General features: G+C 60.6%; 12 protein-coding genes and 4 tRNA genes. 5 read left to right on the top strand and 11 right to left on the bottom strand.

From position 1 onward, the window contains the following. From BT116_RS27555 to BT116_RS27530, 6 genes are all read right to left on the bottom strand, one after another. Positions 1-2,519 (bottom strand): DUF6531 domain-containing protein (locus BT116_RS27555; RefSeq protein ID WP_139212972.1); only part of this gene is annotated, 2,519 nt, incomplete at its 3' end. Between the two features lie 188 nt (positions 2,520-2,707). After that, on the bottom strand, positions 2,708-3,109 hold the full coding sequence (locus BT116_RS27550; RefSeq protein ID WP_003204573.1) for an SEL1-like repeat protein: 402 nt from the start codon (positions 3,107-3,109) through the stop codon (positions 2,708-2,710). Further along, positions 3,110-3,481 (bottom strand): hypothetical protein, encoded by a 372-nt coding sequence (locus BT116_RS27545; RefSeq protein ID WP_003179080.1) that lies wholly within the window; start codon positions 3,479-3,481, stop codon positions 3,110-3,112. It lies immediately after the preceding gene. Then, complete coding sequence (locus BT116_RS27540) at positions 3,478-3,819, bottom strand: helix-turn-helix domain-containing protein (protein ID WP_003204574.1); 342 nt, start codon at positions 3,817-3,819, stop codon at positions 3,478-3,480. The genes BT116_RS27545 and BT116_RS27540 overlap by 4 nt, the downstream gene beginning before the upstream one ends. A gap of 114 nt (positions 3,820-3,933) precedes the next feature. Then, positions 3,934-4,389 (bottom strand): YkvA family protein, encoded by a 456-nt coding sequence (locus BT116_RS27535; protein ID WP_072348695.1) that lies wholly within the window; start codon positions 4,387-4,389, stop codon positions 3,934-3,936. A 295-nt stretch (positions 4,390-4,684) separates the two neighbouring features. Then, complete coding sequence (locus BT116_RS27530; RefSeq protein WP_003204577.1) at positions 4,685-5,398, bottom strand: BamJ family beta-barrel-assembly machinery protein; 714 nt, start codon at positions 5,396-5,398, stop codon at positions 4,685-4,687. Between the two features lie 269 nt (positions 5,399-5,667). On the opposite strand from BT116_RS27530, the gene BT116_RS27525 reads away from it, so the two are divergent. Both BT116_RS27525 and BT116_RS27520 read left to right on the top strand, forming a co-directional pair. After that, positions 5,668-7,473 carry a di-heme-cytochrome C peroxidase gene (locus BT116_RS27525; protein WP_072348693.1) on the top strand — a complete coding sequence of 602 codons (1,806 nt, stop codon included), beginning with the start codon at positions 5,668-5,670 and terminating at the stop codon, positions 7,471-7,473. Positions 7,474-7,504: 31 nt separating this feature from the next. Further along, positions 7,505-8,641, top strand: coding sequence for a catalase family protein (locus BT116_RS27520; protein WP_072348691.1), 1,137 nt, complete (start codon positions 7,505-7,507; stop codon positions 8,639-8,641). Between the two features lie 89 nt (positions 8,642-8,730). Here the strand turns inward: BT116_RS27520 and BT116_RS27515 are convergent. From BT116_RS27515 to BT116_RS27500, 4 genes are all read right to left on the bottom strand, one after another. Next, positions 8,731-8,807: transfer RNA gene (locus BT116_RS27515), tRNA-Asp, on the bottom strand. 17 nt (positions 8,808-8,824) lie between these two features. After that, positions 8,825-8,900 (bottom strand) — tRNA-Val (locus BT116_RS27510). A gap of 175 nt (positions 8,901-9,075) precedes the next feature. Further along, positions 9,076-9,152, bottom strand: a tRNA-Asp gene (locus tag BT116_RS27505). 19 nt (positions 9,153-9,171) lie between these two features. Further along, positions 9,172-9,247, bottom strand: a tRNA-Val gene (locus BT116_RS27500). A gap of 161 nt (positions 9,248-9,408) precedes the next feature. On the opposite strand from BT116_RS27500, the gene rdgC reads away from it, so the two are divergent. The 3 genes from rdgC (at position 9,409) to sugE (ending at position 11,804) form a co-directional block, all read left to right on the top strand. Further along, positions 9,409-10,329, top strand: a complete 921-nt coding sequence (gene rdgC, locus BT116_RS27495) for a recombination-associated protein RdgC (protein ID WP_063324783.1) — start codon at positions 9,409-9,411, stop codon at positions 10,327-10,329. 76 nt (positions 10,330-10,405) lie between these two features. Further along, a complete protein-coding gene (locus BT116_RS27490) occupies positions 10,406-11,371 on the top strand; it encodes a bile acid:sodium symporter family protein (protein ID WP_072348689.1) in 966 nt (321 codons plus the stop codon). A 118-nt stretch (positions 11,372-11,489) separates the two neighbouring features. After that, positions 11,490-11,804 carry a quaternary ammonium compound efflux SMR transporter SugE gene (gene sugE / locus BT116_RS27485; RefSeq protein ID WP_025215015.1) on the top strand — a complete coding sequence of 105 codons (315 nt, stop codon included), beginning with the start codon at positions 11,490-11,492 and terminating at the stop codon, positions 11,802-11,804. 44 nt (positions 11,805-11,848) lie between these two features. Here sugE and BT116_RS27480 read toward each other — a convergent pair whose 3' ends face one another. Beyond that, positions 11,849-13,723 (bottom strand): MFS transporter, encoded by a 1,875-nt coding sequence (locus BT116_RS27480; RefSeq protein WP_072348687.1) that lies wholly within the window; start codon positions 13,721-13,723, stop codon positions 11,849-11,851. Between the last annotated feature and the right edge of the window lie 54 nt (positions 13,724-13,777).

Raw genomic sequence — 13,777 nt, 5'->3', positions numbered from 1 at the left:
CCATGTTCGTCCTGGCGGCTGAGCAAACGCCCCAGGGCGTCGTAGGAAAAACACCGGCGACTGCCGTCGGGCAGGATCTCTTCGGTCAGTTGGCCCAGGCGACTCCAGGTGAACCGATGTTCGCCGCCGTCCGGGTCATACGTCGCCAGTAGTTGCCCATGGGCGTCGTAGGCATATTCCGTGCGCCGGCCGTCCGGGTCGATGAGGACGATCACGTCCCCCCGGGCATTGCGCCGGTAGCGCCACACCGCCTTGCCGCGCGCACGGGTGTGCAGGAAACCGTTGCGGTATTCGTAGGACGTCGGCTCGTCCACGGGTGGAATCAGCGCCAGCAGCCGACCGGCTTCGTCGTAGCGGTATTCGGTGACGGCACCCAGCGGGTCCTGCTCGGCGATCAAGCGACCTTGTTCGTCGTAGGCCTTGAGGTGCTCACCGCCGTCGGGCTCGACCTTGCGCACCAGCCGCGCCCGGTCGTCGTGGACATACACCTCCTGGCTGCCGTCGAGGTGCTGGACCGTGACGCTGCCGTCTTCGCCCCAGGTGTAGCGGCTGTCCATTTGCGCGAACGAAGCCCAGTGCCGTACGCAGCGCGCCGCGCGCCCGGCCCCTTGCCACTCCCAGTAGAAACTCGCCCCGCCGGCCAGTTGTCGCTGGAGGATGACGTGCTGGTCGTCGTAGTCGTAGCGTTCGCTTTCACCGGCGGCATTGGTCGCTTCGATCAGTCGGAAACGTCCGTCGTAGCGGTAGGACATCAGCGTCTGTTCGGTCCGCCAGGCTTCGTCGAGGGTGATGGCGGGATGGAAGCTCTGGTAGTCGACGGCGATCAGGTGGCGCTGCTCGTAACGCAGGCGCAGGGCGCGCCCGGCGCCGTTGTCCAGGCGGCTGATGTCGCCATGGATGTTGCGCTGCAGCGTCAGGCGGTTGTCGTAACGGTCGCTGAGGGCGGTCAGGTGGCCGTCGCGAAAGTGCAGGAACGGGGCGTTTTCCCCGGGCTGGGCGACGATCAGTTCGTCCGGCTCGGCCCCCAGGTAGATCGCCGCGCGAGCCAGGCTGTTGTGAATCGCCGGACGCTGGGCGTTGGGCAGGGGAAACGTCGTACGGCGGTTTTCCTGGTCGACCCAGGTGACCTGCTCGCCCTCAAGCTCCAAGCGATGGGCCAGGGCATGGCTCCAGCCGCGCCCGAGGCCGACGTCCTGGTCAGCGGCGCTGGTGCGGTACAAACGGGTGAAGACGAACGGCAAGCGGCCATCGAGGGTGCCATCGTCGAGGGTCAGCAGTTCTTCGCCGGTGACCATCGACACCGGGCAGCCGCTGGTCTGGGTCTGGGCCGCGGTGTCGGCGCTGTCGCCGTTGGGGTTTTTCGACTGGGCGGGGGCGTCGTCGTGGGGTTCGTGTTTTTTCAGCGTGGTGTTGCGCTGTGCATCCCAGCGCAGTTGCATCCGGCCCTTTTTCACGCCGGCCGCGATACCGCGTGCCGCCACGGTCTTGTAGCGGTCCACGTAGGTCATGAAGCCGTTGACCACCGCAAAGATCGCACCGATGAAACGCTGCAGGGCGCCCAGCAGGCGCGCGCCCACATTCCCCAGGCGCATCGACAGATAAGCGATACCGGCACCCGCCCCGGTGAAGGTCAGGACGACACCAATCAACAGGTCGATCAACAACTGGACCGTCGCCCTCGACAAGGCTTCGGCCGTTTCGCCGGCAACCTCACTGGGCGGCAACATATCCAACCAGAGACTGGCGGTGCGCACCAACAGCCACAGCGCCGCTTCGTCGCTGGCCAACAGTTGCAGCTTGGCCATCACCCGCGGTGTTTTTTTCGCCAGGTCCTCCAGCTGCCTGGCGCTTTCGCCCAACCGCTCAACAAACTGACCGGGATCCTTGAGGATGTCCGAGAGCAAGCTGATGCTGTCCCACACACCTTCAATCGCCGCCCAACTGCCGGCGAGCAACCCGTTACCCACCGCCGCCGCCGAAGTCGACAACGATTGTTGTGCCCATCGCGGCTTGAAGCCCTGCCACTCACCGCGCAACCAGTCCGTCAGATTGGTGGTCAAGCCATCGTAGGAAGAAAACAGATTCGCGATTTGCTTGGCGGACACCTCGTCCTGAACGTGAACACGATAGGACTTGCCCGCCTCCCCCATGAAGGTTCCCAGGCCTTGGGCATCCAGGGTGACCGGCGTGACCTCGCCGCTGGCCACATCCACCACGTCCACCACGATGTCGCCCAGCGGAATGTCGTAGACCGACTCGAACTTGCTTTCGATCGTCATCGGCCCGCCCTTGGGACACTGGACGACCGCGGAGAGGAAGTCATCGTCGCCGGTGCTGACAGCGGTCGTGCTGTCGCCAAAGCGGATCAACCGCTCCATGCCCATAAGCGAGGGCAAGTCACCCATGTGACTGGCTCGATCCGTCGCTCGGCTGTACCAGCGCTCAAGCTGCTCGCGATAGACCGAAAGGGTGTCTTTGAAGCTGTCGAGTTCCTGCTCGATTCGGCTCACCTGATCCATCAGGACAGGGCTCGCTCAAGGGCTGGCAGGAAAAAACGGTCGAACATGGGCAGACGTCTCGCAGCACTCAGGGAGCGCGAGACTTTGCCGGGGATGACAGGGGAATTAAGTCAGGGGGAGGAGACAGAGCCCGTAGGGCGATTCGCTAAATTCGTCTGACCTGCACAACGAATCGCCTGTGGATAACCCTAGATATCGCGAGCTTCAAGTGATTTGAGCTTGATTTCGGCCAGCGGATGCCCGGCTTTCGCCGCCAAGGTCCACCAACGCGCCGCTTCAACCGGGTCCGGCGCCTTGCTGGCTGTGCCGGCCAGGCTGATCACGCCAACCTGGTAGGCGGCCTTGCCATCACCGGCCAATGCCGCCAGCCGCAACAGGCGAATCCCTTCTTCCCGGGCGCCCAACCCTTGGCCGCGAAACGTGAGGATATGCCCATAGAAGCTTTGCGCACCGACGTCGCCCAAGTTCGCCATGCGAGAGAACTGCCCCTCGAGCCAGGCCCAGCCACGCGGCTGGCGGACGAACCAGGACCAGTGAAACAGCCGACGCGCCAGCCAGTAACCGGCCCGCGCCTTGAGTCGCCAGAGCACTCAGGCCTCCGCCGACTCGGGGTACTCGTATTCAAATACCCGGACCACTTCCGAAGCGTGCCAGGAAGCAGCGGCCACGCCATCGGAAGGCCCGGAAAAGCGCCCCAGGCGTTCTACACACTCGAAGAACCCCGTGCGCGGCAATCGACTGGCGCCCTGGCTGATCACCAATGAACTGCGCAGCGGCTGTTCCGCCCGGGCGTCCAGCGCCGCCAGGTGTTCAAGGGCCGCGGTCAAGGTCTGCATGGCCGGACTGGGCAACTGCAGACGCTCCAGCAACGCGCGGTAGGTCAATAAATGCCGCTGACGGCGCGCCTGGTCCAACTCACCCAACAACCCATCCCAATGCTGCCGACTGATGCGTACGCTCACGACTCTTCCCTCCAACCCGGCACCGTCAACTCCCAGGCCAGACTGCGCCGAATCGCGGCATCGGGCTGACGCTCGCCGCTCTCGATCAAGGCCAGATAAGACGGGCTGATACCTACCGTGCGGGCCAACGCCTCGATGGCGATGCCCTTCCCTTCGCGTAAACTGCGTAATTGATCCAGGCCAGGGAGAACCTGGCCCGGTGCCGCCGCGTGACGGACTGTCGCTTCGCGCGGCGGAGCTTGATCGATGCCTGCTGCCTTCAACAACGACTGGTACTGATCCCACGGCAAAACCGCGTATTCGGGCTCTCCGTCACGTGTGATTATTTGAATATCCATGTCTACCCCGTAGGACAACAACACTTAGCGAGACAGCCTTTTTTCTTAGAAGTGTAATCCTAATACCGGCTAAGGTCGCGGGGCGATGAATTCTCTGGGGCAAGTGCTAGCGAATCAGGTTTTTTTCTGACCTTGGAGTTGAAGTTGTTCCGGGGTATCGGGAAGCCTTTCGACCCGGGCAAGCTTTTCAGGCGATTGCCGATAACGCCAGGCGCGGAAAGCCTCGAGTTCAGCGTCGAGGGTTTTCATGACCCAGGCCAGCACGGCGATATCGTCGAACATGCCAAACATGGGCAAGATATCTGGAATCGCATCCAAGGGGCTGAGGAAATACATGAGCCCTGCCACCACCGACAGCATCGACTTGGCGCTGACAGCGCGGTATTCGCCCCGCCAGTAAGCCAGGCACAAGGCCTGCAACAGATGCAGGTCCTCCTTGAGTTTGCCCAGTCGTCCGCCCTCCCGGGCGCCTTTGCTGGCGACGGCGAACAGCAACGTAGGCAATCGACCGCGGGCCAGCAGGCGGCCTGCCAAGGGCAGAAATCGCGCAAAATTCCACGGGGCCTTCATTTTTTCTCCCCACTGAAATGTTATCCACACAAATTGTGGATAACCTTGTGAACAGAGCTGCATTTCACCGCTGAAGCCCCCGTTTCATAAGGGCCCGGCTTAGATCGGGCGTTTTTTACTCACATAAAAAAACCCAATATTTCATTGACTTGACCGGCTGACTGCGTCTAGCACAGCGCCTGTATTGCCTATGACTATCCCCTGCATCGTGCGTTCGGTTTTTTTGCCATTTTGCCGCAGCCCAGATGCGACAACGCCCCGCATAAGCGAGGCGTTGTCGTTATAGCAGACGCGATTACTTGGCTGCGTCTTCTTTTGCCGGATCCTTGATCGCCAGCAGTTCCAGGTCGAACACCAGGACCGAGTTGGCCGGGATGGCCGGGCTCGGGCTCTGGGCGCCATAGGCCAGGTCGCTCGGGATGTACAGCTTGTACTTCTCGCCGACGTGCATCAGTTGCAGGCCTTCGACCCAACCCGGGATCACGCCGCTGACCGGCAGGTCGATCGGGCTGCCACGTTCAACGGAGCTGTCGAACACAGTGCCATTGGTCAGCTTGCCGGTGTAGTGAACAGTCACTACGTCGGTCGGCTTGGGCTGTGGACCGTCGGCTTTCTTGACCACTTCGTACTGCAGGCCGGAAGCGGTGGTGGTAACACCGGCTTTCTTGCCGTTTTCTTCGAGGAATTTCTTGCCGGCGGCTGCCGACTCTTCGCTCATCTTGGCCATGCGCTCTTCGGCACGTTTTTGCAGTGCGGCAAAGGCCTCGACCAATTCTTCGTCTTTCAGCTTCTGTTCTTTCTTGCCGACGGCATCTTCAATGCCCTGGGCGACCGCTTTGGAGTCCAGGTCATCCATGCCTTCCTGAGCCAGGCTCTTGCCCATGTTCAGGCCAATACCGTAGGAAGCTTTCTGCGCCGGGGTCTTCAGCTCTACGCTGGTCTGCGAGTCGCAACCCGCGAGTACCAGGCCAACCAGGGCCACCGCCGCCGCCAACCGATGCTGTTTCATGCTATTTCCTTGTTCATGCGCCTAAAGGGCAATCGAATAAAGCCGCGAGCTTATCAGGCGGCCACGACCAATGGCTACCGGCATGTGAGCCACAAAGTCATGATAAGTTCAGGTCCGCAAACGCTTTTTAAGCCTGGACGAATGAAGCATCTGTCATCTGTTACGTACAGGGACAAATTGCCGCTCCCCTACAGGCCAGAGGTAATGGCCACTTGCCCGCCGCGCAGCACTGAGGCATAAGGGCTTATCAAAAAAACAAGGACGTTACCGTGCGCCTTCTCTCTCGCATCCTCTTGCTGCTCCTCGCACTGCTGTTCATTGTCGTGGCCGTGGTGCTTTATTACGTCGCCAATCCTCGCTTGCCGTTCTACACGCCCGTCGAACAGGTGAATTACCTGGACCAATGGAGTGCCGCCGAGCGCCAGACGTATTACTTCACACCCCAGGGCACCCAGGTCAAAGGCCTGCGCTACGACTGGTTCACCGCCCTCGAATTACCGTTTTCGCAACAACGCTTCGCATCGCCCGAGTACCTGGCGCGCTTTGGGTTCCTGGTCGATCCGGCGCAGAAAGCCTCGTCGGCCAATCCCGGCAACTTGCCGGTAGGGTTTGCGCGGCACCAGAACCCGGGCAGCACCGAGCAGTTCCTGGATATCACTTGCGCGGCGTGCCATACCGGCGAATTGCGCTTCAAGGGCCAGGCGATACGGATCGACGGCGGCTCGGCTCAGCACGTGCTGCCCTCCAGTGTTCCTACATTACGCGGTGGCAGTTTCGGACAAGCATTGGTCGCCAGTCTGGCGTCTACCTACTACAACCCTTGGAAATTCGAGCGCTTCGCCCGCCAAGTGCTGGGCAAGGACTACGAAGCCCGCCACGAGGAATTGCGCAAGGCCTTCAAGGCCTCCCTGGACACGTTCCTGCGGGTGGCCTGGAACGACACCCATCGTGGTCTCTACCCCACTGAAGAAGGGCCGGGCCGTACCGACGCCTTCGGTCGTATCGCCAATGCCAGCTTCGGCGACGCCATTTCGCCGCAAAACTACCGGGTGGCCAACGCCCCCGTGGATTACCCGCAGTTGTGGGACATATGGACATTCGACTGGGTGCAGTGGAACGGATCGGCCCAGCAACCGATGGCCCGCAACGTCGGTGAGGCGCTGGGGGTCGGTGCCACGCTGAATTTCTTCGACGCCCAAGGCAAACCGCTGCAGGGCGATGCGCGATACCCCTCCAGCGTGCGTGTGCGCGACTTGAACAAGATCGAAGAGACCCTGCAACTGCTCAAACCGCCTGTATGGCCGCAAGCGCTACTGGGCCCAATCGACAAACCGCTGGCCGCCAAGGGCCGGGCCCTGTTTACCGAAAACTGCGCCGGCTGCCATGTACCCAAGGTGGTCCAAGGGCCCGACAGGCCTGTCCAGCAATTGCACATGCTGCCCGTGCAGGTGATCGGCACCGACCCGGGCACTGCCAATAACATCGCCGATCACCGCTTCGACCTGACCAGCCTGCAGTGGGATCCGGCCGAGCTGGCGAAGCTGGAAGTGCAACTGCACCCGACCCCAACAGAACCGCTGGACCTGAGTCAACTCTCGGTCGCCAAAGGCCTGGCCTACGTTACGGCATTCGTCGAAAACCGCGCTTACCGCGACGCCGGCGTCACCCCCGCCGAGCGCCCGGCGCTGGACGGTTTCGGCTTGCCCATCGGCGTACGTGAATTGCGCGCCTACAAGGCCCGGCCACTGGCGGGTGTCTGGGCCACACCACCGTTCCTGCACAACGGCTCGGTGCCGACGATCTATCAACTGCTGTCCCCCCAGGATGAGCGCGCGACCACGTTCTATAAAGGCAACTTCGAATACGACCCGCGCCACCTGGGCTATCGCACCGAAGCCTTTACCAACGGTTTTCTCTTCGATACCCGCATTACCGGCAACCACAACAGCGGCCACGAATTCCGCGCGGGCGCGCGAGGCAATGGCGTCATTGGCCGCTTGCTGCAACCACAGGAACGCTGGGCCTTGCTGGAGTATTTAAAGGTGCTGGGCGGGCCATTGGAGTCGCAACTGTAATGATGAACCCCACAGGTAAAAGGAAGTTTCAATGTTGATCACGCTCTGGCTGCGCCTCGGTGCCTTTTTGGGCAAGACGCTCCTGTGGCTGCTGGGCATCGGGCTGCTCGGCTGGGCACTGTCCACAGCCTGGTTTGCCTGGCAACACAAGGGACCGGTCCCGGACAAGGAACAGGTGGCGCCCGGCGAAGCGGCCATGACCCAGGACATCATCCAGACTGCTATTCGCATCGTCGATCAGCATCGCGAAAGCACGCGTTATCTGCGCGATGCCCACGCCAAGGCCCACGGCTGTGTCATGGCCGAAGTCCAGGTGCCGAGCGACCTGCCGGCACCGTTGCGCCAAGGGGTATTCGCCGAGCCGGGGAAGGTCTGGCAGGCGACGATTCGCCTGTCCAACGGCAATGCCTATCCGCAGTTCGACAGCCTGCGCGATGCACGGGGGATGGCGATCAAGCTGATGAACGTACCGGGCAAGCAACTGCTCGCTGATCGGCAATCACAAGGTGAGCAGGATTTCGTGATGTTCAACCATCCGAACTTCTTTGTCAGTGATGTCGCCGAATATCGTCAGAATGTGGCGGCTCAGGCTGACGGGAAAAAGGCGATGGCCTTTTTTCCGAGCCTCGACCCGCGCAGTTGGCAAATTCGGCATTTATTCATCGCCCTGGCGACCCTCTCACCGCCACCGGCCAGTCCGACCCAGACCACTTATTTCTCGGTATCGCCCTATAAGTTCGGTGAGGCCAACGCCAAGTTTCGCGTCGCACCGGATCCGGACAGTTGCCCAAGCTACACCTTGCCGGCCCAGAACCAGGACCTGCCGAACTTCTTGCGTAGCGCATTGAACCAGCAGTTATCCACAGACAGGGTGCCAGCGTGTTTTGTCTTGCAGATCCAGCGCCAGGACCCGAGCAAGTACATGCCCATTGAAGACACCAGTATTGAGTGGCAGGAAAGTGATGCGCCGTTCGAGACCGTGGCACGGATCAAGGTTCCGGCTCAGGATTTTGATACGCCCAAGTTGAATCTGGCTTGTGATAATCAGTCATTCAATCCTTGGTTCGGCATCGAGGCCCATCGCCCCATTGGCGGTATCAACCGCTTGCGTAAAGCAGTGTATGAGGCGGTCAGCGATTACCGTCACAGCCGTAACGCCGAGCAATAGAGGCAGGCAAATGCCAGACAGCAAAAAGCCCGCTCAATGAGCGGGCTTTTTGTTGGTACCTGGCGTTCAGCATTCCAGATAACCGAATATGGCGCAGCGGACGGGACTCGAACCCGCGACCCCCGGCGTGACAGGCCGGTATTCTAACCGACTGAACTACCGCTGCGCGTAACACTGAAAGTTTGGTGGGTGATGACGGGATCGAACCGCCGACATTCTGCTTGTAAGGCAGACGCTCTCCCAGCTGAGCTAATCACCCTTCACTTTCGATGCGGGGCGCATTCTCTCACAGTTTTTCTTAACGTGCTGATTTAATTAGCAAATTCAGCAAAAAACATGAGCAACGCACACCACAGGAACTGCAAACAGCAAAAAGCCCGCGTGAGCGGGCTTTCCGTGGTGACCTGGCGTTCAGTGTTCCAGGTAACCGAATATGGCGCAGCGGACGGGACTCGAACCCGCGACCCCCGGCGTGACAGGCCGGTATTCTAACCGACTGAACTACCGCTGCGCGTAACACGTTGAACGAATGGTGGGTGATGACGGGATCGAACCGCCGACATTCTGCTTGTAAGGCAGACGCTCTCCCAGCTGAGCTAATCACCCTTCGCTTTCGGTGTGGCGCGCATTCTACGGAGCACTCTTTAAGCTGGCAAGCACTTTTTAAATTAATTTTTTCAGGCCTTCCAAAGGCTTAGCGAAGGGTTGGCCTATGGCGCCGCGAAGAGAATAATGCCCCCCTTTGTATATAAGGAGAGACTCACCCCATGTGGTTCAAAAACCTGCTTATCTATCGCCTGACCCAAGATCTGCCTTTTGATGCCGAGGCGTTGGAAACTGCACTGGCCACCAAACTGGCGCGTCCATGTGCAAGCCAGGAGTTGACCACTTACGGTTTCGTCGCGCCGTTTGGCAAAGGCGAAGACGCGCCATTGGTGCATGTCAGCCAGGATTTCCTGCTGATCGCCGCGCGCAAGGAAGAACGCATCCTGCCTGGCAGCGTCGTACGCGATGCCTTGAAGGAAAAGGTCGAAGAGATCGAAGCCGAGCAAATGCGCAAGGTCTATAAAAAGGAACGGGACCAGCTCAAGGATGAAATCATCCAGGCGTTCCTGCCGCGCGCGTTCATCCGTCGCTCGTCCACCTTTGCCGCCATCGCGCCGAAACAGGGCCTGATCCTGGTGAACTCCGCCAGCCCGAAACGCGCCGAAGACCTTCTGTCTACCCTGCGCGAAGTGATCGGCTCGCTGCCGGTACGTCCACTGACGGTAAAAATGGCCCCGACCGCCACCATGACCGACTGGGTCAAGACCCAGAAAGCCGCGGACGATTTCTTCGTGCTCGATGAATGCGAACTGCGCGACACCCACGAGGACGGCGGCATCGTGCGCTGCAAGCGCCAGGACCTGACCAGCGACGAAATCCAGCTGCACCTGAACACCGGCAAGGTCGTCACGCAACTGTCCCTGGCGTGGCAGGACAAGCTGTCCTTCGTGCTCGACGACAAGATGGTGGTCAAGCGCCTGAAGTTCGAAGACCTGCTGCAGGACCAGGCGGAACAGGACGGAGGCGACGAAGCCCTTGGCCAACTGGACGCCAGTTTCACGCTGATGATGTTGACGTTCGGCGAGTTCCTGCCGGCGCTGGTTGAAGCCTTGGGTGGGGAAGAGATTCCGCAGGGTATCTAAACCCCGCCCCCCTGTGGGAGCGAGCTTGCTCGCTCCCACATTAGTATTCGGTGTTCTTAATAATAAGGATCAGGTCATGCGCGCATTGGCTGCATTGAGCCGCTTTGTCGGCAATACCTTCGCTTACTGGGTACTGTTTTTCGCAGTGGTGGCGTTTCTGCAGCCGGCCTGGTTCATCGGTCTAAAAAGCGCCATCGTGCCGCTGCTGGGCCTGGTGATGTTCGGCATGGGCCTGACCCTCAAGCTCGAAGACTTCGCCGAAGTCGCACGCCATCCCTGGCGCGTGGCCCTCGGCGTGGTCGCGCATTTCGTGATCATGCCCGGTGTGGCCTGGTTGCTCTGCCAGGTGTTCCACCTGCCACCGGAAATCGCCGTCGGCGTGATTCTGGTGGGCTGCTGCCCAAGCGGCACCTCGTCGAATGTCATGACCTGGCTGGCCCGTGGCGACCTGGCCCTGTCGGTGGCCATCGCCGCCGTCACCACCCTGCTCGCGCCGCTGCTGACCCCGGCGCTGATCTGGCTGCTGGCCTCGGCCTGGCTGCCGGTATCGTTCATGGAACTGTTCTGGTCGATCCTGCAAGTGGTGCTGCTGCCTATCGTGTTGGGCGTGGTGGCGCAACGGCTGCTGGGGAACAAGGTCCGTCATGCCGTGGAAGTATTGCCATTGGTGTCGGTGGTGAGCATCGTCATCATCGTCACTGCCGTCGTTGCCGCCAGCCAGGCAAAAATTGCCGAGTCGGGCCTGTTGATCATGGCCGTGGTGATGCTGCACAACAGCTTCGGCTTTTTGCTGGGTTACTTCACCGGGCATCTGTTCAAGCTGCCGCTGGCCCAGCGTAAATCCCTGGCGCTGGAAGTCGGCATGCAGAACTCCGGCCTGGGCGCGGCGTTGGCCAGCGCGCACTTTTCGCCACTGGCGGCGGTACCCAGCGCGCTGTTCAGCGTCTGGCACAACATTTCCGGGGCCCTGCTCTCGACGTACTTCCGGCGCATGAGCGAAAAACAGGACCGTGAACTACAGGCCCGTCAAGCGGCGGACTGAAGGAGAATCTTGACCGACTCATCAGCATTGGGCACCCTTGCGCCCAATGCGGGGACGACCCCGCAACGCTAGAGCGTTCGTTATCCGGGGACGACCCCATCCATCGATGAGGTGTGTGATGTCCTGGATCATTCTGTTTTTTGCCGGCCTGTTCGAAGTCGGCTGGGCGGTCGGCCTGAAATACACCGACGGTTTCAGCCGCCCTCTCCCCACTGCACTGACAATCGCCGCCATGGCGATCAGCCTCGGCCTGCTCGGCCTTGCAATGAAGGAACTGCCGCTGGGCACGGCCTATGCGATCTGGACCGGGGTCGGTGCCGTGGGCACGGTGATCGCCGGGATCATTCTGTTCGGTGAGTCGATGGCGCTGGTTCGGTTGGCCAGTGTCGCCTTGATCATCGTCGGGCTGGTAGGGCTCAAGGTCAGCGCCTGAATCGACCTGTGGGAGCGAGCAAGCTCGTTCCCACAGGTTTCAACCTATCGGACAGTCCCACGCAACTCCCCCACCAACGCCTGCAACTTCGCCGGCTCAGCCGCTTCCACCGCAACCGCCGAACCCGCCACCAGCGTCACCCGCGACCAGAACCGACGAAACAGCCCTTTGGCCGGGTCGCGACTGAAGAAGCTGCCCCACAACCCCTGCAGCGCCAGGGGAATCACCGGCACCGGGGTCTCTCGGAGGATGCGTGTCAGCCCACTCTTGAACTCATTGATCTCACCGTCGCCCGTCAGTTTTCCTTCAGGGAAGATGCAGACCAGCTCGCCGTCCTTCAGGTATTGGGCGATTCGCTTGAAGGCTTTTTCGTAGATGTGAATGTCTTCCTGGCGCCCGGCAATCGGGATAGTCCCGGCGGTGCGGAAGATGAAATTCAGCACTGGCAGGTTGTAGATCTTGTAGTACATCACGAAGCGAATCGGCCGACGTACCGCGCCGCCAATCAGCAAGGCATCGACGAAGGAGACGTGGTTGCACACCAACAGCGCAGCCCCTTCATCCGGTATCGCCTCCAGGTTGCGGTGCTCCACGCGGTACATGGAATGGCTCAGCAGCCAGATCATGAAACGCATGCTGAACTCGGGGACGATCTTGAAGATGTAGGCGTTGACGCCGATGTTCAGCAACGACACCACCAGGAACAACTGCGGGATCGACAACTTGGCCAGGCTCAGCAAGACGATGGAGACAATCGCCGAAACCACCATGAACAAGGCGTTGAGAATGTTGTTGGCAGCGATCACTCGCGCCCGTTCGTTTTCGACGGTGCGCGACTGGATCAAGGCGTACAGCGGCACGATGTAAAAACCACCGAAGACACCCAGGCCAAGGATGTCGATCAATACCAGCCAGGCGTGACCGAAACCGAGCACTTCGAGCCAACCATGGCCATCGACGCTGTCGGGGATTCCACCGGAATGCCACCACAACAGCAGGCCAAACACCGTCAGCCCGAACGAGCCGAACGGCACCAGGCCGATCTCGACTTTGCGCCCGGAAAGCTTTTCGCAGAGCATCGAACCCAAGGCGATCCCCACCGAGAACACCGTCAGGATCAAGGTCACCACTGTTTCGTCACCGTGCATCCACTCCTTGGCATAGGCGGGGATCTGCGTCAGGTAGATCGCACCGACGAACCAGAACCAGGAGTTGCCGACAATCGAACGGGACACTGCCGGGGTTTGCCCCAACCCCAGTTTCAGGGTGGCCCAGGATTGGCTGAAGATGTTCCAGTTCAGGCGCATCTGTGGCGAGGCCGCGGCCGCGCGCGGAATGCTGCGGCTTGCCAGGTAACCGAGCACGGCAACGCCGATGATCGCGGTGGACACCACGGGTGCGTAATGCGCCGAGGACATCATGATCCCGGCGCCTATGGTGCCGGCCAGGATCGCCAGGAAGGTGCCCATTTCCACCAGGCCATTGCCGCCGACCAACTCTTCCTCACGCAAGGCCTGGGGCAGGATCGAGTACTTCACCGGGCCGAACAACGCCGAATGCGTGCCCATGGCGAATAGCGCCACCAGCATCAGCGATAAGTGATCGAACAGAAACCCTACGGCCCCCACCGCCATGATGGCGATTTCGCCGAGCTTGATCAGGCGAATCAACGCGTCCTTGGCGAATTTTTCCCCGAACTGCCCCGCCAGCGCCGAGAACAGAAAGAACGGCAGGATAAACAGCAGCGCGCAGAGGTTGACCCAAATCGAGCGATCCCCCTCGATGGTCAATTTGTAGAGGATGGCGAGGATCAGCGACTGCTTGAAAATGTTGTCGTTGAACGCGCCCAAGGACTGCGTGATGAAGAACGGCAGGAAACGCCGCGTGCGAAGCAAGGTGAACTGCGAAGGGTGACTCATCTTCCATGTTCCTACAGTGGCGTGGACGCTTATTGGAATGAACGTTTTTCGATC

Source organism: Pseudomonas sp. NFACC16-2, assembly GCF_900119205.1.
Taxonomy (GTDB): Bacteria; Pseudomonadota; Gammaproteobacteria; order Pseudomonadales; family Pseudomonadaceae; genus Aquipseudomonas; species Aquipseudomonas fluorescens_Q.
This window is presented reverse-complemented; position numbering and strand designations above follow the sequence as displayed.